General features: G+C 71.9%; 18 protein-coding genes and 1 pseudogene. 7 read left to right on the forward strand and 12 right to left on the reverse strand.

The genetic code is table 11. The features are described from left to right. Together ACLHRZ_RS24910 and ACLHRZ_RS24915 are read right to left on the reverse strand one after the other, a co-directional pair. Positions 1-954: a RimK family alpha-L-glutamate ligase gene (locus ACLHRZ_RS24910; protein ID WP_490420729.1), complete on the reverse strand. Its 954-nt coding sequence runs from the start codon at positions 952-954 to the stop codon at positions 1-3. A gap of 62 nt (positions 955-1,016) precedes the next feature. Next, entirely contained in the window at positions 1,017-4,895 is a 3,879-nt protein-coding gene (locus tag ACLHRZ_RS24915) for an nSTAND1 domain-containing NTPase (RefSeq protein ID WP_490420730.1), read from the reverse strand. A 395-nt stretch (positions 4,896-5,290) separates the two neighbouring features. On the opposite strand from ACLHRZ_RS24915, the gene ACLHRZ_RS24920 reads away from it, so the two are divergent. Then, complete coding sequence (locus tag ACLHRZ_RS24920; RefSeq protein ID WP_490420731.1) at positions 5,291-5,617, forward strand: putative quinol monooxygenase; 327 nt, start codon at positions 5,291-5,293, stop codon at positions 5,615-5,617. Positions 5,618-5,626: 9 nt separating this feature from the next. Here the strand turns inward: ACLHRZ_RS24920 and ACLHRZ_RS24925 are convergent, their stop codons facing one another. Continuing rightward, a complete protein-coding gene (locus ACLHRZ_RS24925; protein WP_490420732.1) occupies positions 5,627-5,992 on the reverse strand; it encodes a hypothetical protein in 366 nt (121 codons plus the stop codon). A gap of 178 nt (positions 5,993-6,170) precedes the next feature. Further along, positions 6,171-7,214 carry an ArsR/SmtB family transcription factor gene (locus ACLHRZ_RS24930; RefSeq protein ID WP_490420733.1) on the reverse strand — a complete coding sequence of 348 codons (1,044 nt, stop codon included), beginning with the start codon at positions 7,212-7,214 and terminating at the stop codon, positions 6,171-6,173. Between the two features lie 162 nt (positions 7,215-7,376). Here ACLHRZ_RS24930 and ACLHRZ_RS24935 point away from each other — a divergent pair, with 162 nt between their 5' ends. From ACLHRZ_RS24935 to ACLHRZ_RS24945, 3 genes are all read left to right on the forward strand, one after another. Then, the gene (locus tag ACLHRZ_RS24935) at positions 7,377-7,934 is read left to right on the forward strand and encodes a sugar O-acetyltransferase (RefSeq protein WP_490420734.1); all 558 of its coding nucleotides are present in this window, start codon (positions 7,377-7,379) and stop codon (positions 7,932-7,934) included. A 94-nt stretch (positions 7,935-8,028) separates the two neighbouring features. Beyond that, a complete protein-coding gene (locus ACLHRZ_RS24940; RefSeq protein WP_490420735.1) occupies positions 8,029-9,015 on the forward strand; it encodes a CapA family protein in 987 nt (328 codons plus the stop codon). 115 nt (positions 9,016-9,130) lie between these two features. Further along, positions 9,131-9,310: a hypothetical protein gene (locus ACLHRZ_RS24945; protein ID WP_490420736.1), complete on the forward strand. Its 180-nt coding sequence runs from the start codon at positions 9,131-9,133 to the stop codon at positions 9,308-9,310. A gap of 35 nt (positions 9,311-9,345) precedes the next feature. On the opposite strand, the gene ACLHRZ_RS24950 is transcribed toward ACLHRZ_RS24945, so the two are convergent. Continuing rightward, the gene (locus ACLHRZ_RS24950; protein ID WP_490420737.1) at positions 9,346-10,365 is read right to left on the reverse strand and encodes a DUF1259 domain-containing protein; all 1,020 of its coding nucleotides are present in this window, start codon (positions 10,363-10,365) and stop codon (positions 9,346-9,348) included. 253 nt (positions 10,366-10,618) lie between these two features. Between ACLHRZ_RS24950 and ACLHRZ_RS24955 the strand changes: the two genes are divergently transcribed. Continuing rightward, positions 10,619-11,824 carry a cytochrome P450 gene (locus ACLHRZ_RS24955; protein ID WP_490420738.1) on the forward strand — a complete coding sequence of 402 codons (1,206 nt, stop codon included), beginning with the start codon at positions 10,619-10,621 and terminating at the stop codon, positions 11,822-11,824. 13 nt (positions 11,825-11,837) lie between these two features. Here the strand turns inward: ACLHRZ_RS24955 and ACLHRZ_RS24960 are convergent, their stop codons facing one another. The 6 genes from ACLHRZ_RS24960 to ACLHRZ_RS24985 all read right to left on the reverse strand — a co-directional run bounded on the left by ACLHRZ_RS24960 (position 11,838) and on the right by ACLHRZ_RS24985 (position 17,187). Next, positions 11,838-12,662, reverse strand: a complete 825-nt coding sequence (locus tag ACLHRZ_RS24960; protein ID WP_490420739.1) for a polyphosphate polymerase domain-containing protein — start codon at positions 12,660-12,662, stop codon at positions 11,838-11,840. Continuing rightward, complete coding sequence (locus ACLHRZ_RS24965) at positions 12,659-13,294, reverse strand: DUF4956 domain-containing protein (protein ID WP_490420740.1); 636 nt, start codon at positions 13,292-13,294, stop codon at positions 12,659-12,661. Before ACLHRZ_RS24965 ends, ACLHRZ_RS24960 begins: the two co-directional genes overlap by 4 nt. 188 nt (positions 13,295-13,482) lie before the next feature. Further along, a complete protein-coding gene (locus ACLHRZ_RS24970) occupies positions 13,483-13,974 on the reverse strand; it encodes an MFS transporter (RefSeq protein WP_490420741.1) in 492 nt (163 codons plus the stop codon). Then, positions 13,971-14,687, reverse strand: a complete 717-nt coding sequence (locus ACLHRZ_RS24975; protein WP_490420742.1) for an MFS transporter — start codon at positions 14,685-14,687, stop codon at positions 13,971-13,973. The genes ACLHRZ_RS24970 and ACLHRZ_RS24975 overlap by 4 nt, the downstream gene beginning before the upstream one ends. Then, positions 14,684-16,723, reverse strand: coding sequence for an ABC transporter ATP-binding protein (locus ACLHRZ_RS24980; protein ID WP_490420743.1), 2,040 nt, complete (start codon positions 16,721-16,723; stop codon positions 14,684-14,686). Before ACLHRZ_RS24980 ends, ACLHRZ_RS24975 begins: the two co-directional genes overlap by 4 nt. Next, complete coding sequence (locus ACLHRZ_RS24985; protein ID WP_490420744.1) at positions 16,720-17,187, reverse strand: NUDIX hydrolase; 468 nt, start codon at positions 17,185-17,187, stop codon at positions 16,720-16,722. Before ACLHRZ_RS24985 ends, ACLHRZ_RS24980 begins: the two co-directional genes overlap by 4 nt. Positions 17,188-17,904: 717 nt before the next feature. On the opposite strand from ACLHRZ_RS24985, the gene ACLHRZ_RS24990 reads away from it, so the two are divergent. Beyond that, positions 17,905-18,027, forward strand: a complete 123-nt coding sequence (locus tag ACLHRZ_RS24990) for a hypothetical protein (RefSeq protein ID WP_490420745.1) — start codon at positions 17,905-17,907, stop codon at positions 18,025-18,027. Further along, positions 18,024-19,178: a methyltransferase domain-containing protein gene (locus tag ACLHRZ_RS24995; protein ID WP_490420746.1), complete on the forward strand. Its 1,155-nt coding sequence runs from the start codon at positions 18,024-18,026 to the stop codon at positions 19,176-19,178. Before ACLHRZ_RS24990 ends, ACLHRZ_RS24995 begins: the two co-directional genes overlap by 4 nt. A 134-nt stretch (positions 19,179-19,312) precedes the next feature. Here ACLHRZ_RS24995 and ACLHRZ_RS25000 read toward each other — a convergent pair. Then, a pseudogene (locus ACLHRZ_RS25000) lies at positions 19,313-19,417 on the reverse strand (hypothetical protein); the annotation flags it as partial. Positions 19,418-19,458 lie beyond the last annotated feature (41 nt).

Consider the following 19,458-nt stretch of genomic DNA (forward strand, 5'->3'; position numbering starts at 1 on the left):
TCACAGTGGTTCTCGATCCCCCCGGTCCCGATCCCTCCGCCCGTTCAGGTGGCGCGCGACGCACGCCGCGATGGCGGGTATCACCGCCGTCATCTCCGGACGCCACCCCGGGACGGCGTTGACCTCGCAGATCGTGTACGAGTCCGCCGAGGCGAACAGCAGGTCCACGCCGGCGACGGCCAGCCCCATGGTGCGGGCGGCCCGCACGGCCAGGGCCTCGGCCTGCGGATAGCGGCCCCGGCAGAGCGTGGCGGAGCCGCCGCGGGCCAGGTTCGAGGCCAGCAGGCCGTCGTGGGAGGTGCGCACCTGGGCGGCCACGGCTTCGCCGTCGACCACGACGACCCGCAGGTCGCGGCCGTGCGAGGACGCCACGTGCTGCTGGAAGAGGAGGGGCACGTCCTGCGCGAGGGCGCCGGCCATGTCCCGCAGCAGGCGCGCGTCGGGCGCGAGGAAGACGCTGCTGCCCCGGTAGCCGGTGACGGACTTGACCACGCACGGCACGTCGAGGCCGGGCGTGCGGACCACGCCCTCCAGCGGTGCGGTGGCGTAGGAGAGGGTGTCGGGCACCGGCAGCCCGGCCAGGGCCAGTTCCTGCAGCTGCCAGAGCTTGTTGCGGCACGCGAGGTGCGCGTCGAGAGGGTTGAGGAGCACGGCCCCCATGCGTTCCAGGTGCCGCAGCAGGGAGACCTCGCGGTCGTGGTGCATCGAGCCCGGCAGCTGGCGCACGCACACCACCTTCGGGGCGGCCACGTCGGCGCCGCCCAGCGTGCGCAGCACCAGCCGGCCGCCGCGGACGCCCAGGACGAGCTCGTCGGTGTGCCAGACGGCGAACCGGTCGCCGTACACCGCCCGGAGCGCGCCGGCCAGTTCGCTCGTCGAGCGCATCAGAGCAACCGGGTGCGCTCTCGCCAGCAGCCACACGTCGGCGGATGCCGGCGTCACCGCATGGGCCATGTGTCCTCTTCTCCCGTCTCAGGACCGGGACCGGCTGGCAGCCTATCGCCGGTCCCCGTCGCCTACCTGCACGGCGCCCGGTACTCCTGCCGCGGTACGTGCTGCTTCCACTGATCCGGCGTCAGGATGCCCCGGGTCGCCGCGCAGATGCGCCGTTCGGCGCGCTCCACGTCCAGGTTCCACAGCCGTGCCGTGTCGTCCGCGCTGGCCGTCACCAGGTGACGGCCGTCGGGACTGAAGGACACCGACCGCACCGACGACGAATGCCCCGTGGCCAGCTGCCGTGACGGCGCGCCGTCCGACAGATGGGAGACGTCCCACAGCCGCACCGTGGTGTCACTGCTGCTGCTCGCGAGGGTTCGCCCGTCGGGGCTGAAGGCCACGGACAGCACGGGTTCGCGGTGACCGGTCAGAGAGGTCAGACGTGTGGGGTGCTCCGGGTCCCGTAGGTTCCACAGGCGGATCACCTTGTCGTTCCCGGCAGTTGCGAGGACGTGCCCGTCGGGGCTGAAGGCCGCCGTGCGGACGTCACTGGTGTGTCCGGTCAGCGGGTCGCTCAGGAGCTCCGGGTGCGTGGGGTCGTCGACGTCCCACAGGCGGATGGTGCGGTCGCTGCTCGCGGTGGCCAGCGTGCTCGCATCCGGGCTGAAGGCGACGGCGTTGATGTAGCCGGTGTGACCGGTGAGCGGGGAGCCGACCGGGGCCGGGTGTGCGGGGTCGTCGACGTTCCACAGCTGCACGCTCTGGTCGTCGTCCCCCGTGACCAGGACATGGCCGTTCGGGCTGAAGGCCAGCGGACTGGAGTAGCGCGTGTGCAGGGTCAGCGGCTTGCCCAGCGGGGTGGGGGAGGCGGGCCGGGAGACGTCCCACAGCCGCGTCGTGCCGTCGCCGCCCGACGTGGCCAGGATGCGGCCGTTGGGGTGCCATGCGGCGTGGGTGAGGTAACTGGTGTGTCCGGTCAGCGGGCGGCCGACCGGTTTCGGCCGGTCGGGGTTGCTCGTGTCCCACAGCCGCGCGGTCTTGTCGTCGCTGGCGGTCACGAGCAGGCGTCCGTCGGGGCTGAACACCGCGCCGGCCACGTTGGCCGTGTGGCCGATGAGGGTGTCGGCGGGGAGGGACCACAGCAGGGCCGTGCCGTCGTCGCTGCCGGTGGCGAGGCTGTGGCCGTCGGGGCTGAAGACGGCGGTGAACATGCCGCCGCCGCTGCCCGACAGCGGCTGCCCGAACAGCAGGATCCGCGCCGGATCGGCCACGTTCCACAGCCGCGTGGCACCGTCGGCCCCGGCCGAGGCCAGCAGCAGGCCGTCCGGGCTGAAGTTCACCGACCAGACGGGGGCGTTGTGGGCGATGAGGGCGGTGCCGAGAGGAGCGATGTGTGCGGGGTCGCCGACGTCCCACAGCTTGATGGACTTGTCGTCGCTGCCGGTGGCGAGGACGCGTCCGTCGGGGCTGAAGGCCACCGAGTGCACGGTCCCGGTGTAACCGGTCAGGGCCGGTCCCGTGCGCTCGGGGCGGGCCGGGTCGGAGATGTTCCAGACGAGGACCGTGTCGTCGTCGCCGCCCGCCGCGAGCAGCCGGCCGTCCCGGCTGATCGACACCGAACGCACCTGCGCCGTATGGCCGGTGAGCGGCTCGCCCAGCGGCTTCGGGCGCAACCGGTCGCTCAGGTCCCACAGCCGGACCGTGTGGTCCTCGTTCGCGGTGGCCAGGACGTGCCCGTCGGGGCTGAACGCCACCAGGTAGACGGTGCCGTCGCCGCCGGAGAGCGGGCTGCCCAGCGGAGTCGGGTGCGCGGGATCGGCCACGTTCCACAGCCGTACCGAGCGGTCGTCCCCGGCGGAGGCCAGCGTCTTCCCGTCGGGGCTGAACACGGCCGAGGTCAGCCAGCTGGAATAGCCGGTCAGCGGTGCGCCGAGCGGCTTGGGGGCGGCCGGGTCGCGCAGGTCCCACAGCCGGACCGTGCGGTCGTAGCTCGCCGTGGCGAGGGTGTGCCCGTCGGGGCTGAACGACGTCAGGTACACCGCGCCGCTGTGGCCGCGCAGGGGAGCGGCGAGCGGCATGTTCGCGGTGGAGATCAGGGTCTCGTCGAGGTTCCGGTCCTCCGGGCGCATCCGGTGGGCCGCCAGGACGAGCTGGGCGGACAGCGACGGGTCGGACGTGCGCGTCCGGTCCGCCTCGGCCACCACGGAACGGAACTCCGCGTCCGCGCGCTGCTGCACGGCGTCGCTGCGCTGCCAGATCGCCACGGCGGTGGAGAGCAGCGCCAGGACCAGCAGGGTGCTCAGGGCGGCGATGGCCCGGTGCGCGCGGCGCACCCGCCGCTGGTCGGCGGTGATGCCGGCCTGGAGGAAGGCGGACTCCAGGTCGTTGAGCGCCCCGGGGCTGGTCCGGGCCCAGGCCCGGGCGGTGGCCAGCTGGGTGCCCCGGTACAGCGCCCCGGGGTCGCGGCCGAGGTCCTCCCAGGTGCGGGCGGCGGTGGTCAGGCGCCGGTGGGTGCGCAGCGCGTCGCGGTCGTCGGAGAGCCAGCGGCGCAGCCGCGGCCAGGCGCGGATGACCGCTTCGTGGGCGACCTCGACGGTGGTGCCGTCCAGGACGATCAGCCGGGCACCGGCCAGGCGGTCCAGCAGGGCGTCCAGGACCTCGGGGGCGGCGAGCCCCTGCAGCTCGCTGCGGTCCACCCGGCGCCGGGTGTCCTCGGTCCCCTCGCCCAGGGCGGTCAGCCGGAGGAACAGGGCCTGGAGGACGTGCTGTTGTTCCTCGGGGGCGGTGGCGTAGAGGTGCTCGGCGGTCTGGGCGACGGCGCCCTGCATGCCGCCGCTGGCCCGGTAGTCCGCCAGCCGCAGCACCTTGCCGCGGCGGCGCTGCCAGACCTCGCGCATCGCGTGCGCCACCAGCGGCAGGGCCCCGGGCTCGCCGGCCGCCTCGGCCACCACGGCTTCGGTCAGCCCGGTCTCCACGGTCACCCCGGCCGCGGCGGCCGGCCCGGTGATGATCTCGCGCAGCTCCTCGCGGGTGGGCGGCCCCACGGGCATCTGCACCCCCGTGCGCAGGGCGGCCACCAGGCCCGCGTGGGAGAAGCAGGACGCGTAGAAGTCGGCGCGGACGGCCAGGACCGCACGGATCCGCGGCGTGCTGGCGTGCGACAACCCGGCCAGCGCGCCGAGGAAGGCGGCCCGTTCGCGCTCGTCCTCGCAGAGGATGAAGACCTCCTCGAACTGGTCGACGACCAGGACCACGCGCTCGTCCTCGGGGCGCGACGCCAGCCAGGTGCCCAGCGTCAGGCCGAGCGCCGTGGGGTCCTCGGCCAGCCGGCGGCCCAGTGGTGCGGGGTCGTCGCCCACCACGGCGGCCACGGCCGAGGCCAGGGCCGCCAGGGGGCGGGCGCCGGGCACCAGCAGCACCGGGTGCCGCTGCGGCCCCAGCCGCGGCAGCAGCCCGGCGCGCAGCAGCGAGGACTTCCCGCAGCCGGAAGCCCCGAACACGGCCACCAGCGGCCCCTGTTCGACGTGCAGTTGCAGCTCCTTGACCAGCTCCGCACGCCCGAAGAAGACCCCGGCGTCCCCGGGCGCGAAGGCCGTCAGCCCCGGGAACGGGCACCGCTCGGCCTCCTCCCGCAGGCCGTGGCCGTCACCGCCGTCCTCGGGGAGCGCGGCCGAGGCGGCCCGCCACCGGGCCTCCCACTCCACCGCGTCGCCCCCGCACGCCTGCGCGTACGCCAGGACCACCGGCAGCGACGGCAGCTTCTCCCCCTTGGCCGCCTCCGCCAGCGTGCTGACCGAGTAGTGGGCCCGCCGCGCCAGGACGCGGTAGCTCGGCTTCCCGGCCCGTTCGCGCAACTGCCGCAGCTCCCACGCCAGATGCTCCACCGGCCCCGCATCCGGGTCGACGGGCCGCTCCGGACGGCCCAGCCGTGCCCGGCCCGCCCTGCCCGAGTCCGTCATGTCGCCGCCTCCGCCGTGGCCCCGGAAGGGGGCCGTCCCGTACGACCTGAAACTTTGTCCGAGTTGTTTGTCCAGCGTGAACTGGGCTTTCGGACAACTCCCCACTGCCTCATGGTGGAGTCAGCCGACACCCGAGGGCAAAGGGCATCGGAGGGATGCCGTACGGGGGTTGCCCGGGTGCATCGGACGCCAGGCGTGCGGCGGGCGGCTGCACAGCACTGGCCGGGGCTCACCCGTGCCGTCGCGGGGGGCGGCATGGGTGAGCCCGCTCCCGGCCGCGCCGGCACGGGTGAGCCAGTTTTCCGGCAGGGCCGGAATCGGCGCGGTCCGGTTCGCGGCCGGGATGCGGTACGGGGCAGGATCCTGCGGGTCGGTCCGAGAGGCAGGAGCCCCCAATGATCTTCATCGCCGTCAAGTTCACCGTCCGCCCCGAGCGCAGTGCCGAGTGGCTGGATCTGGTCGAGGACTTCACCGTGGCCACCCGCAACGAGCCGGGCAACCTCTTCTACGAGTGGTCCAGGAGCGTGGACGACCCGCACCGGTTCGTGCTGCTGGAGGCCTTCGCGGACGCACAGGCCGGCGAGGTGCACGTGAACTCCGAGCACTTCAAGACCGCGATGGCCTGGATGCCGGACGTGGTTGCGAGCACCCCGCAGATCATCAACGTCGAGGTGCCGGGCACGTCCTGGTCGGCGATGGCGGAGCTGACGCCCCGCGCCTGACGCGGCAGGTCAGGAGACGCGCTTCAGGGTCCAGGTGTTCGGCTGCAGGCTCGGGTTGAGGAAGGCCTGGCAGCCGCTGCTGTAGTACGTGCTCACCTGGGTCCACCCGGCGGGCGGGTAGGTGGTGGCGCAGGCGTTGACGGTGGTGCCCACCGGCAGCCCGGTCAGCTGCTTGACCATCTTGACGTTGGGGCTCGTGGTCGCGCCGCACGAGGCGCTGATGCCCCAGTTGACGTCTACCCAGCCCGCGGGGGTGCGCACGCTGCCGCACAGGGTCGCCGTGTCGCCGGGGGCCGCCTGCGCGGGGCCTGCCGTGACGACGGCGGCCAGCGCCGTGCCCAGCAGCACCAGACCGGCGGCGCGGAATCTTCGCATGGTTCCTCCTGAGGGGAGCGCCGGCGTCCTCGACGCCGGCGCATGATCGTGATCGTCGACGGCCACTCAAGGGGAACCGCTGAGCCGCGGGGAGAGGGTTTCCGGCCTACTTGGCCGGCTTGTGCGTAACTGCGGGCTCGTCGTGGCTGGTTGCGCCGTGCCCCTTACGGGGAGCCGCCTACCCGGCCGGCCGCGGTGCCCGGCCCGTGGCCCACGGGCCGCCGGCCAGCAGCAGGTCCAGGCCCAGCCCGGTGAGCGAGTGGTGCACGGAGTTGCCCGACCGCCGGCTGATCACCAGACCCGCCTGCCGCAGCGCCGTCGCGTGCTGGCTGGCCGAGGCGTCGGACACCCCGATGCGCCGGGCCAGTTCGCGCGTCCCGCAGCCGTGCGTCAGCTCGTACAGCACCTGCGCGCGCGTCCGCCCGAGCAGGGCGGCCAGTGGATCCGGCACGGCCGTCGCGCGGGCCTCCCCGCCCGTCCAGCCGCTGCGCCGCGCGATGGGGTACACCACCACCGGAGTGCTCTCTTGCTCCCGCAGGGTGATCGGCATGCCCCAGCAGAAGAAGGACGGGACGAGGATCAGCCCCCGCCCCTCCAGGTACAGGTCCTTCGACAGCGGGTACGCCAGCACCAGCACGGGCGGCTCCCACCGCGCCCCCGGATGCAGCCCGGCCAGCAGCTGCTCCGTACCGCCCTCCGCCAGCGCCGCCACGCGCACGGCCCGGTCGGCCGCGATCTGCTCCTGGACGTGGTGCCAGTAGGGGGCGAGCGCGATGCGGTGGTAGGAGTGCAGCGCGTGGCCCAGGAAGCCGAGCGTCTGCGGGTCGCCCTCGGACAGGAGCGCGAGACGGCCCGACAGCGGCCGCCGCACGGCGGCCAGGCGGCCGATGTCCCGCTGCAGGTGCAGGCGCGGCGTGGACAGGACGGTCTCGACGGCCGACTCCAGGTCGCCCGATCCCGCGGTGGGCGTGAGGAAGTCCGCGGAATAGCCGACAGGCGGCGCCAACTCCCCCAGAAGAGGGGCTTGTTCCTTCAACTGTGCGGTGATTCTGGGGCGCACGGCCCGGCGCCACCGTACGAAGTCCGCCGAGGCCGGGCTCACTTGCGCCGTGCTGCGATCCTGGACCATGTGGATGCTGAGCAACGCCTCCCACAGCACGTCCGGCCCGCTCGCGATGCGCGTCCTGGCCAAATCCTCACCGGTGAAGTGGATCCGCAGCACCGTCCACCCATCCTCCCCACGTTCTCGCACCGGCTCGCGCCGGGAACTTCCTGCTGCTGAGCGTTCAGACGCCGCACTCGCTCACAGCGGTTGCCCGGCACCGGCCGGATGACCCTTTCGGGTGGCCGGTAGCGTGAACGGTCCTGCGACGAGAGGATGCTCATGGGCGTCAACAAGCAGCGCATGCTGGCCGGTGACTGGTACCTCCCCGACGACCCCGACCTGCGCACCGACACCGAACGGCGCATCGCACTCTGCGCGGCCTACGACGCGGCCGCGACGGCCGCCCCGGCCGAACGCACGAAGATCCTTGAACAACTGCTGGGATCCGTCGACGCAACGGTACGGATCCGCCCGCCCTTCCACTGCGACTTCGGCTACCACATCAGCATCGGGGCCGGCACGTTCGTCAACTTCGGCGCGGTCTTCCTCGACGCGGCACCGATCACCATCGGCGAGGACGTGCAGCTCGGTCCGAACGTCCAGCTGCTCACCCCCACGCACGAGCTCGACGCCGAACGCCGCCGGGCCGGCTGGGAGAAAGCCGAGCCGGTGACGATCGGGGACAACGTCTGGCTCGGCGGCGGGGTGATCGTCTGCCCCGGTGTGACCATCGGTGCGGACACGGTGGTGGGCGCCGGTGCGGTCGTCGTCAAGGACCTGCCGCCCGGTGTCCTGGCCGTCGGCAACCCGGCCCGCGTCGTCAGGGCACTGGAGTGAACGGCCGGGCGGCACACGTTCGGACCACTGCCGCTGGTGGGCCGCCCGGGGCCGTGATAGGCAACGAGCAGAACGGACGGAAGGCGGCCCACCGGTGGCGATCACAGTGGCATTGGCCGGAGACACCATGCTGGGCCGCAGCGTGGCGGAGCGGCTGGACCTCTCGCCCCGTCCGGAGGCCGTCCTGTCCGACGAGGTCAGGGCCGCGGTCGCCGAGGCCGACCTGTGCGTCCTGAACCTGGAGTGCTGCGTCTCCGGCCGGGGCGAACCCTGGCCGGCCCCGGGCAAGCCGTTCTTCTTCCGCGCCCCGCCCGACGCCGCGGAGGTCCTGGCGGAACTCGGCGTGGACTGCGTGACGCTCGCCAACAACCACGCGCTGGACTTCGGCTACGACGCCCTGGCGGACACCACCGACCTGCTCTCCCGGGCCGGCGTCCGCACGGTGGGCGCCGGCCCCGACGCGGCCGCCGCCCGCGCGTACGCCGTACTGGAGGCGGGCGGCATCCGGCTGGCGGTGGTCGGCGTGACCGACCACCCGGACGACTACGCCGCCGAGGACGACCGCGCGGGCGTCTCCTTCGCGGACCTGCGCCGGGGCGTCCCCGAATGGCTCACCGGCCTCGTGCGGCAGGCGTCCGCGGAGGCGGACGTCGTGCTGGTCACCCCGCACTGGGGTCCCAACATGACCTCCCGGCCGCCGCCCCACGTACGCGACGCGGTACCGGCGCTGCAGCAGGCCGGGGCGACGCTGATCGCCGGGCACTCCGCGCACGTCTTCCACGGCGTCGCCGACCGCGTCATCTACGACATGGGCGACTTCGTCGACGACTACGCCGTCGACTCCCGGCTGCGCAACGACCTCGGCCTGCTCTTCCTCGTGACGCTGGACGGCCCCGACCCGGCCGCCCACCGCCCGGTGCGCCTGGAGGCGCTGCCGCTGCACCTGGACTACTGCCGCACGGTGCCGGCGAGCGGCAGGGAGTGGGAGTGGATCCGGGACCGATTCACCCGCGCCTGTGCCGAGTTCGGGACGACCGTCACCGTCGAGGGGGAGCGGCTGACCGTGGACTGGAGCGGCTGACCGGTCCTCCGTTCCCGTACCGCCCCGTACGAGGGACACAGCGCATGCGGGGGGACGGGCGAGGGCATGGGCAAAGGTGAAGTGTCCAGACCGATCACAGGATAAGAGGTAGTTCATGCGCCGTACTGCTGTCATGACCCTCGGTGCCGCCGCACTCCTCGGTCTTCTCTCCGGACCGTCCCGCACGGAGGGCGAAGGCGAGTCGCGCGCCCGGCCGTTCACGATCGACGACGGGCGCGCGGCGTCACTGCTGCTGAAGGGGAAGCTCGGACCGAAGCCCGACGCTGCGACCTGAACTCCCGCGACTCCCGCATTTCCCGCGCACGCGCGTCACGTCGGCGCCGTGATCGAAATGGCCTTCACGTTGGTGCAGTCCAGGGCGGTGCGCAGCGCCTTGGCGATCTTCACGGCGTCGTCCACGGCCCACAAGTGGGTGAAGAACAGCCGGGGTTCGTCCGTCAGCCCGTGGTTGTGGAGCTCGACGATCTCGATCCCGCCCTTCCGCAGGGCCTTGAGGACGTCGTGGACCTCATCGGCGATCATGGCGAAGTCGCCGTTGAGCGCGGCCCGGCCGCGGCCCAGGGGCTGGAAGTTGAAGGCCGAGGTCGCTCCGGAGCCCGCGGGCAGCAGCAGGCCGCCGTCGCTGATCCGCTCGCGGCGGGCGAAGACGCACTTGTAGATGCCCTGGTCGTTGGAGCCCTTGGCGCGGAGCGCCCGGTCGATCCCCGCGGTGTCCAGGTCGACGGGCGGCGGCGTCTTCGACGGGGGTACCGCGGGCGGGGTGCCGGTGCAGGCCACCGCCTCGCGCAGGCCGGCGGCGAGCGCCGCAGGGTCCTTGCTGTGTCCGTGGACGTGCGTCCACCACATGTCGGGGCTGTGGGCGAGCAGGTGCTTGTGGATGGCCGTCTGCCGGATCCCGTGCGCGTGCATGGTGTCGAGCATGGGCTGCAGCTCGTCCTCGGTGGAGACGATGTCGCCCATCATCAGCGTGCTGCCGTCGGAGTAGCGGATGAAGGCCGCGTGCGAGCCGAGCGCGAGGCCGGCGGTGACCTCGACGTCGCGGGAGACGACGTGCAGGTCGGTGCGGCCGAAGCCGGTCCGGAAGACCATCTTGCGCATCAGGCTGCCGCCGCGGCCCAGCGCCTTGGCGACGCCTTTCCAGTCCGCGTCGGTGGTGGTGACCGGTTCGAGCAGCGCCGCGCCCGCCCGTCTGCGCGCCGGGGGCGGCAGGGCATGGGCGGTATGCGCCCCCACTCCCGCCAGCACGGGTGCCGCCGCGGCTGCGGCCAGGACGTTTCTCCTGGCTATGGCCGGTCGTGGGCCGGTCTCCTGCTCTCGCTCTGCGGACATCGCATCCACCTCCACCACCAGATCGAAGCACGGCCGGATCGGGGCCCCGGGGTCGAAGAGGGCCATCCGGGCTAGGAGGCAAGGGGCTTGGTGAGCACGGTGGACACCTGTTTGGGCTAATTCGGGCGCCTGGGCACGTCCCGGGGCGGGGCGGTGGGTATCCATGCGTCATCCGGCCCCGGTCTGCCGGATGACCGCGTATCCCCGTAGTCCCCGCACCCTCGCCCGGAGCACTGGAACTGGAGTACCTGCAATGGAACCCGGCGCCACCGTTTGGACCTGCCCCTTCGACTTCGCCGACGGCCTCGAATTCGACCCGCAGCTCAGACATCTGATGACGGAGGAGCCCGTCTCCCGCATCCGTATGCCCTACGGTGAGGGCGAGGCCTGGCTCGTCACCGGCTACGAGGACGTGCGCACGGTCACCACGGACCGCCGCTTCAGCCGCAGTGCCGTCGTCGGCCGGGACTACCCGCGCATGACGCCCGAGCCGATCATCCAGGCCGAGGCGATCAACGTGATGGACCCGCCGGCCAGCAGCCGGCTGCGCAGCCTGATCGCCAAGGGCTTCGCACCGCAGCACGTGGACCGCATGCGGGAGCGCACCCAGGGCGTCGTCGACAGCCTGCTGGACGGCCTGGAGGCGGGTGGCTCGCCGGCCGACCTCGTGCAGCACCTGACGTCGCCGCTGCCCATGACGACGATCTGCGAGGTCCTGGACATCCCCGAGGCGGAGCGGCCGCAACTGCGCTCCCACGCCTGGACGATGATGCGCATCGGGGCCAGCGGCCGGGAGGACGCGAAGCGCTCCAAGGCCGAACTGCGCTCCTATTTCTCCGAGTTGACGGCCGAGCGGCGGGCCAATCCCGCCGACGACCTGATCAGCACCCTGGCCCAGGCCCGCGACGGGGACGAGATCCTCGACGACCAGGAACTGACCGTCATGGCCATGGTCCTGCTCATCACGGGCCAGGACACCACCTCCTACGAGCTGGGCAACATCTCCTACACCCTGCTCAGCCGCCCCGAGCTGTTCGAGAGGCTGCGCGCGCGGCCGGACACGCTGCCGCAGGCGATCGAGGAGCTGCTGCGCTACATCCCGTTCCGCAAGGGCGTCGGGATCCCGCGCGTGGCCATGGAGGACGTGGTGCTGAGCGGGGCGAAGATCAAGGCGGGCGACATCGTGCACGTCTCGTACCTGACGGCCAACCGCGATGCCGGCAAGTTCGACCGGCCCGACGAGCTGGACATCGACCGGCCGAAGCCGGCGCACATGACCTTCGGCTGGGGCTCGCACCACTGCCTCGGCGCCCCGCTCGCCGCCATGGAGCTCCAGGTGGCGTTCACCACGCTGATCAAGCGCTTCCCCGGGCTGAAGCTGGCCGTGCCGCCCGCGGAGGTGCCGTGGAACACGAACTCGATCTGGCGCTATCCCCTGGAGCTGTCCGTCACCTGGTGACGGTGGCGCGGGCTCAGCCGCCGCCGTCACCGAAGGCTCTGCGCGCCGCGCGCCGCCAGCGGTTGGCGGGCAGGGCCGGGCGCAGGGCCGCCAGGGCCCCGCAGTACTTGGTGAAGACCGCCGGCCGCACGCCGTAGGAGTGCAACAGCAGGTCCGCCTCGGTGAGATGGCCGCCGGTCTTGGTCTCGACGAGGACGAGGCCCGCGTCGCAGTGCACGGTCCGCTGCGCGCGCAGGTCGTGGCAGACCAGCCCGGCGTCGCAGGTGATGCGCTCGCCGTCGGCCACCAGCGTCGCGCGCAGGTAGTCGGTGCTGAGCGAAGGGGCCAGCGCCGTGGGGGAGTCGATGCCGTAGGCGCGGTGCAGGGTGTCGGCGAGGAAGGAGCGGTGGCCGGTGTCGAGCGGGGTGGCGGTGCCGGTGAGGGGGCGGCGGTGCTTGACGGTGTCGCCGCGGCGTCCCTTGAGCTTGATCTCGAACTGCCGCTCCCCGGAGTCCTCGTACACCCGCTCGCGGATCTTGAAGCGGAGCCGGCGGCCCTGGCGGTGGTCGTGGAAGGAGCGGAGGCCGGGGGTGTCGTAGTAGACGGAGTGGTAGCGGAAGGCGCGCCGGCCGTCGATCGTCAGCGCCCGGAAGGGTCCGCCGGGGCGCCGTGGGTCCGTCAGCCGCTCGGCCAGCCGCAGGAAGATGTCGGTGGGGACGAGGTAGCTGTTGTCGAAGCGGGCCAGGAGCTCGGCCCGTTCGTTGAGTTCGGCCAGGGTGATGGGTCCGGCGGTGTCCGCGGCGGTGCGGATGCCCTGGACGGCGGCCGGTTCGGGGCGGGTCTGCGCGACGGTGGTCACACGGTCTCCCAGGCGGGCGTCGAACGGCGCACGGGCTCGGCGGAGGCACGGGTGCCGGGGGTGTCCTGCTGCGGGAGGGGCTCGCGGTAGCGGACGTCGACGACGGTCAGGTCGCGGACGAAGTCGACTTCCATGACCGTCCAGTGCAGCGGCTCGCCCAGCCGGCGGGCGAGGTCGGCGCGCAGCGCGGCGGGGTCGTCGTGGACGGTGTCCAGGGTGACCAGGCTGCGGCGGGAGCGGGCGAAGAGGCGGGGGTGGTCGGCCCCGTAGACGACCAGCAGCAGGACGGCGCTGAGCCCGGCGGTGAGGGCGAACTCCAGGTGCGGCAGCCCGCAGAGGAGGCCGAGCACCAGCGTGGTGAAGTAGTACGCGACCTCTTCGTGCTGCACGGCGTCGGAGCGGAGCCGGACGATCGAGAGCACGCCGAACAGGCCGAGGCCCAGCGCCGTGCCGCCGCGGCCGCCGACGGCGGCGAACGCGGAGACGACGGTGAACAGGCCGATGTTCAGGGCGAGATAGGCCGGGACGAGGTCGCGGCGCCGGTGGCGCGGGTAGTAGATGCCGAAGGTCAGCAGGCAGACGGCCGCCAGATCGAGTCCCAGGTGGGCGGCGAGGTGCCGCAGAGCGTCCATGGAAGTGAGCCCCCTCTTGTGCGTTCTTGTGCGTTCGCTGAGTGACCGAACGAGCACAGACGATAGGGAAACTTCCGGTGAACATGTGTTTGCCTGTGGAGAAACGTTGCTTCCCCTTAACGCAATCGGAGGCCGAGTGTCCGGAACACTGCACCACCTGTCGCACGGGGCCCTCTTGCCGCCGTGCGTCACCTGAGGGTATCGGCCTCCGGACCTGGTGGGACGGGTCGGGAGCGCCCGTCCGCGTACAGGACGGCGGCTGCCGTGCCGGCCGCGGCGAGGAGGCCGGCCGCGAGCCGGAAGGCGTGCCGGGCGCCCGCGAGCGAAGCGGCCTCCGGCGCACCGGCGGACAGGGCGCGGAAGAAGACCGAACCGAGGAGGGCGATGCCCAGGGTGCCGCCGAACTGCTGGACGGAGTTGAGCAGTCCGGCCGCCGAGCCCGTCTCGTGCGGGCGCACCCGCGACAGGGCGGATGTGAAGAACGGGACGGTGAACAGCCCGTTCCCGGCCCCGCCCACGGCCAGCGCCACGAGCAGCGGCCACGGGTAACTGCCGGGCCGGGCAGTGTGGTAGGCGGCGAGCGCGCCGAGCAGACCGGCCAGCAGTACGGCGAGCCCGGCGTACCGACGGCCCGACATCCACAACTGGCCCCAGCTCGCCGCCGGATTGTCGATGCTCACGCCGGTTCTCCCTCCGGACGGGATGGACATGGGGCAGGCGGTGCGCCGGGGAGGCGGTGCAGGGAGCGGATCGAGGAGGCGAAGAGCAGCAGGAACGGCAGGGCCAGGGCGGCGGTGCCGAGAGCGAGGGTGTTCCACAGGCCGAGCCACGTGCCCGCGGCCCCGGCAAGGAGGGCTGCGAGAGGTCGGGTGCCGTAGGTGATCCACTGTCCGGTGGCGAGCATCCGGCCCTGCATGCCGGGTTCGCACACGGCCTGTCGGATGCCGATCTTGGCGTTGCCCTCCAACAGCTTCTCGCCGGGCAGCAGCGAGGGCAGGTAGCTGATGCGCGGGGTGGAGCCGACAAGACTCGCGGCCGAGGTCACCAACGCCACCGCGTACAGCAGCTCCAGCGACAGGCGGCCTGCGGCATCCGCGAGCGGGATCACGGTGAACGCCGTGCCGCACACGAGGACCGCGCCGATCATCAGGGGCCGTTTGCGGTGCCGGTCGGCGAGCGCCCCGGCGGGAAGGGTCACCAGCAGCGGCGGCAGCCGCTCGGCGAAGTTCAGCAGCGACACCTGCCACACGGTGGCGTGCAGCGAGACCACAGCGATCAGCGGCAGGGCAACCGCGGTGACGCCACTGCCCGCGATGTCCACTGCGCACGCCGACCAGTAGCGGACGAAGTCCGGGTGCCGCCACAGGCTCTTTCCCGCCGGGACGTTGTTCACGAGACGTCGCTCCCTTCCACCGCGTCGGCCGGCTTGCGCGGGCCGGGCAGCACGGCGTCCTGGAACTGACGGGCCTGCATCTCATACAGCTCGCGGAAGACGCCCGCGGTGGGTTTGTGCAGCAGCTCCTCGAAGGTGCCGGACTCGCGCAGCCGGCCCTCTTGCAGGACGTGGATGAGATCGGCGTGGCGGACGGAGGCGAGGCGGTGGGTGATCAGGACGACGGTCTGGCCGCCGTCGGCGAGCTTACGGATCTGGTCGAAGACCTCCAGTTCTGCCTTCGCGTCGAGCGCGGAGGTGGGTTCGTCGACGATGAGGATGGGCGCGTTGCGGTAGCGGGCCCGGGCGAGCCCGATGCGCTGCCACTGGCCGCCGGAAATCTGGTGGCCGCCTTTGTAGCCCTTGTTCAGCAGGGTGTCCCAGCCCCGGGGAAGCTCGGCCACCACCGTGTCGGCGCCGGCGTAGGCTGCGGCTTCTTCCAGCGCTTGCTGGTCTGTGGGACGGTCGGGGCTGCCGATGGCAATGTTCATGCGGCAGGTGAAGGGCCACCGGTGGAAGTCCTGGCCGACCATCGCGAACATCGCCCACAGCTGGGCCCGGTCCAGTTCACCGGCGTCGATGCCGTCCCACAGGATCCGGCCGCCGTCCGGCTGGTACAGGCCGGCCAGCAGCTTGGAGACGGTCGTCTTGCCCGAGCCGTTCTCGCCGACCAGCGCGACGATCTTCCCCACGGGGATGTCCAGCGATACTTCCTCAAGTGCGGGGTGCGGCACCTGCTGTTGTGCCGGCTGCTCGTCGCCGCTGTCGCTGTTGTCGGGGTAGGAGAAGGTGACGTTCTCGAAGCGGATCAGCGACACCCGGTCGGGAACCGGGTGCCCGCCGTCGCGGATGGCCCACTTCTCGGCATCGGCCATGAGGCGTTCCAGGTCCTGGACGTAGCAGGCTTGCTCGTAGAGATCGTTGACCCGCAGGACGAAGGCGGACAGGCTCTGCCCGCCGGTGCGCACGGCCAGGACAGCAGTGCCGGCCACCGACAGGGCCATCATCCCGGTGATCAGCAGCACCCCCAGTGCGCCGTAGGTGAGCAGGGCAGCGATGCCGGTGAGTGCAGAGGCCACCAGACGGACCCGGGCGGCGTTCTTGGCGAGGCGGGACTGCTCGGCCTCGGAGGCCTCCGACATCCGGCGGAAGTGGTGCAGCAGGAGCGGGCCGACACCGTGGACGCGAATCTCGGGGGCCGGTCCGGTGCGCATCAGGTTGTGACTCAGCAGCCGCCCGGCCCGCGAGTGTTCCATCCAGCGCAGGTAACTGCCGTAACCCTCCCGGGAATTCCTCAACGATGCCCATGACCGGGGCACGGTCATCAGCACGAGGAGCGGCAGCAGCACCGGGTGCAAAACGGTGAGCACACCGGCAGCGGCCACGAAACTCACCAGTGAGCCGATGACGCCGCTACACGCACTGACCATGCGCCGGGCAGTCGAGGCACCGTACTGAGCCGAGTCCATGAGCTTGTTGAACTCGGCGTCCTCGATCGCGGCCAGCTCCACCTTGACCACGTGGGCCAGGTACATCTCTGTGGCGACCCGCTCGACCTTCGGCTCCAGCCGGCCCGTGCCCGAGGTGGACGCCGCGTTCGCCAGAGCCCCGATGACGCCGGTGACGGTGACTCCGAGCACGGCGGGCAGCGCCGTCTGGAGACGGTGCCCGATCATCCCCGTGGCGAGTACAGCAGCCAGGACACTGTTGATGGCCACCAGGCCGACGGCCTGACTGATCCCGCGGACCAGCTCACCGGCACCGACGGCCCACAGGGCGCGACGGTCGGCCCGCCAGGCCAGCCGCACCGTGAATCCCACGAGCCGGGGAAGGCGCAGAGCCGTCGCCCACAGCGACATCTCGAAGTACGCGTACCTGTGCTCGTTCCAGCGGGCCGAGTACACCAGCGGCCCGCCGAACAACAGCCGCTCCGACGGCGACCCTTCGGCCTCCTCCGCACGGGCCGTGAGGTCCTGCTTCTTCGCTGTCCACTTCATGCCGCACCGCCTTCCGCCGGCCAGCCGTGCTCGGACAGCAGGTCCCCGGCGACGAACCGGCGCAGGACGGCGGCGGTGTACGGCACGCAGTCCGCCGGTGGCCGCGTGGGGTCCGCCCACATCAGTTGCGAGCACTTCTCCGGCTCGCGGTTGAACGGCTCGCCCGTCCACCGCTGGGTGGTGAACACCATCCCCATGCGGCACTCGCCCTCGGAGCTGCGGTGGTGGATGGCGTGACAGAACTCCAGGTCGTGGCGCGCGATCGTGACCCCGGTCTCCTCGGTGGCCTCCCGCAGGGCAGCGGCGGTGACAGTCTCACCGTCCTCCAGGTGGCCGCCGGGCGGGCACAGCAGCCCGGAGGCGTAGACCTTCCCGGCCCGGCGGAGCAGCAGCACCCGCCCGTCATCGCGGACCATCAGCACCATGACGTCGACCACGAGCCGGTAGCGCGTCGGCTGCCTCACGCGCACCTCCCCGTGGCCGTCCCCGTGCGGCGGTGGCCAGGCTGCCGGCCGTGTTCGAATCGCAAACGCACCCCCGTGGCATTCGCGAGGTGGGTGTGGCGGTGATGCACTGTGCCCCCTCGTTGACAGGTCGATCGGACGAATGCTCGGAAAAACGGCGCACGAACGGGCTAGGTCACGGGTGCCCGTTGGCGTTTTGTCGCGCAGAAATTCGAGGGCCGGTCAACGGGCCCGGCGTTGCTGGGCAGGGCGCCCGCGGGCGGTTGCGCGATTCCCTCGAACGTGGCCCGTCACCCGATCGAGAGCTTGCGTTGCTGCCGGAAACGGCTGCCAACCGCCCTGGTCCAGCTGTCGCCGGGGCCCGGGTGTCGGGCACTTTGCAGACGACCGGGTGACGACCCTCGCGAGCCCGGACTCGACGTCCCCGCCGAGGACTTCTTCGACAGCAGCAGAAGCCCGGCCCGGCCGGGACGCTCGCGCGAAAGAAACGGCACGGCCCAGGGGAACAGTTCTGGCTCGGCTGAATCGGCACGGTGACCGCAACGCGGAAACCACGGCTGAGTCGTCGGACCGGGGCTGGCCCGCCGTGGGCGTGAGGCAGGTGAGGGTTCGCCCTCGTCGCCCGGTCTTTGTGAGCAAACTCCGCCTGCAAAAGCCCCGTTCCGCACTACCGTCCTCCCCATCACTGCTCCGACCCGCACAAGGAGGCGCAGCCACGTGGGTAAGCACGGTGACGGCAAGGGCGGCAAGGACGGCGACAAGCAGCAGTCGCCCCGCGAGAGCGACGGGCAGTGGAAGAGGCCCGTGTCCGACCCGCCGAAGAAGAAGCCCGGTAAATGAGTACTCCCGAACGGCTCGTTCAGATCCTCACGAACAAGGGATCGCTCCCGCCCGCATCGCCCTGGGCCGATGCCGTCGCCCAGGTGCGGCGGGAGCTGTTCCTCCCCGACGTCTTCGAAGCCGACGACCACCCCTTCGACCGCACCGCCGCCCCGGAGCGGTGGGCCTGGGCCGTCTACGCCGACCTGCCCCTGGTCACCCAGATCAACGAGGGCCGGGACCTGGGCGAGGACGCCTATCAGCTGCCGACCTCGTCCAGCTCCATGCCGACGGTCATGCTCCAGATGCTCGACCTCCTCGACGTCCGTGACGGCGACTCGGTCTTCGAGGCGGGTGCGGGCACCGGGTACAACGCGGCCTGGCTCTGCCACCGCTTCGGATCCGATCGCGTGACGACCATGGACATCGATACGGGCATCGCCAAGCAGGCCGAGGCCAACCTGGCCAAGGCGGGCTTCAGCCCGCGGGTGCTGTGCGGGAGCGCCGAGGACGGCGCGGACGGCGCGCCGTACGACCGGACGATCGCGACGTTCACCGTCGCGGACATCCCGTACGCCTGGGTCGAGCAGGCCTCCGAGGGCGGCCGCATCGTTGCCCCGTGGGGCGGGGGGATCCACCATTACAGCTTCGCGGTCCTCGACGTGCACGACGGCCGGGCCTGCGGGCGCTTCGCCGGCTACCCCGCCTTCATGCGCACCCGCACCCAGCGCGCACAGGGGGGACTGCTGCGCGACTTCCACCACCACGAGGACGACGCCACCCCCGGCCGTACCGATGTGTCCCCCCGCGACGTCAGCGGCGATGCCGACGCCCTCTTCTGGATCGACACCGCTGTCCGCGACGTGTGGCACCACGTCGGCGAGGCCGACGACGGCTCGGACGAAGCCACCCTGTGGCTGTTCTCCACCGACCGCTCCTCCTGGGCCACCGCCGAGTACGTCCCGGGGCAGAGCGAGTACGAGGTCGAGCAGTACGGCCCCCGCCGGCTGTGGGACGAGGTCGAATCCGCCTACCGGAACTGGGCGGACCACGGCTGTCCGGAACGCGACCGCGCCGGGCTCACCGTGACCCGCGAGGGACAGCACGTGTGGCTGGACGACGAGGACAACATCATCGGCACGGTCCCCGCGGCCGCCCAGACCCAGGCATGAAGATCGGCACGCCGATCGTGAACTTCCCCGGCCTGCCGGGGGAGTTCGTGTGGGTCGAGGGCAACGATGCGGGCGCCTTCCGAGACGGTGACGTGCTCGTACGTTCCCGGCGCCCCGTTGGGCTGGAGTACCCGGTCACGGTGAACGGTCAGGAAGTCGTCGCGGTGTACGACCTCGCCGCTCAACCATGCGGGCCCCAGGGCCGCCTGCACCCGTTGGCGGACGCTCTTATATTTCACTGAGAACGTTCCCCTAAGGGTTGTCCCGTAAATGATCTACG

This window comes from Streptomyces sp. AM25, from assembly GCF_058146165.1.

Excerpts from the sequence above, each read along its gene's own strand:
- ACLHRZ_RS24955 (WP_490420738.1), top strand. The coding sequence starts at position 10,619 with ATGGAACCCGGCGCCACCGTTTGGACCTGCCCCTTCGACTTCGCCGAC.
- ACLHRZ_RS24980 (WP_490420743.1), bottom strand. The coding sequence starts at position 16,723 with ATGAAGTGGACAGCGAAGAAGCAGGACCTCACGGCCCGTGCGGAGGAG.
- ACLHRZ_RS24950 (WP_490420737.1), bottom strand. The coding sequence starts at position 10,365 with ATGTCCGCAGAGCGAGAGCAGGAGACCGGCCCACGACCGGCCATAGCC.
- ACLHRZ_RS24995 (WP_490420746.1), top strand. The coding sequence starts at position 18,024 with ATGAGTACTCCCGAACGGCTCGTTCAGATCCTCACGAACAAGGGATCG.
- ACLHRZ_RS24910 (WP_490420729.1), bottom strand. The coding sequence starts at position 954 with ATGGCCCATGCGGTGACGCCGGCATCCGCCGACGTGTGGCTGCTGGCG.
- ACLHRZ_RS24920 (WP_490420731.1), top strand. The coding sequence starts at position 5,291 with ATGATCTTCATCGCCGTCAAGTTCACCGTCCGCCCCGAGCGCAGTGCC.
- ACLHRZ_RS24945 (WP_490420736.1), top strand. The coding sequence starts at position 9,131 with ATGCGCCGTACTGCTGTCATGACCCTCGGTGCCGCCGCACTCCTCGGT.
- ACLHRZ_RS24935 (WP_490420734.1), top strand. The coding sequence starts at position 7,377 with ATGGGCGTCAACAAGCAGCGCATGCTGGCCGGTGACTGGTACCTCCCC.
- ACLHRZ_RS24965 (WP_490420740.1), bottom strand. The coding sequence starts at position 13,294 with ATGGACGCTCTGCGGCACCTCGCCGCCCACCTGGGACTCGATCTGGCG.
- ACLHRZ_RS24925 (WP_490420732.1), bottom strand. The coding sequence starts at position 5,992 with ATGCGAAGATTCCGCGCCGCCGGTCTGGTGCTGCTGGGCACGGCGCTG.
- ACLHRZ_RS24915 (WP_490420730.1), bottom strand. The coding sequence starts at position 4,895 with ATGACGGACTCGGGCAGGGCGGGCCGGGCACGGCTGGGCCGTCCGGAG.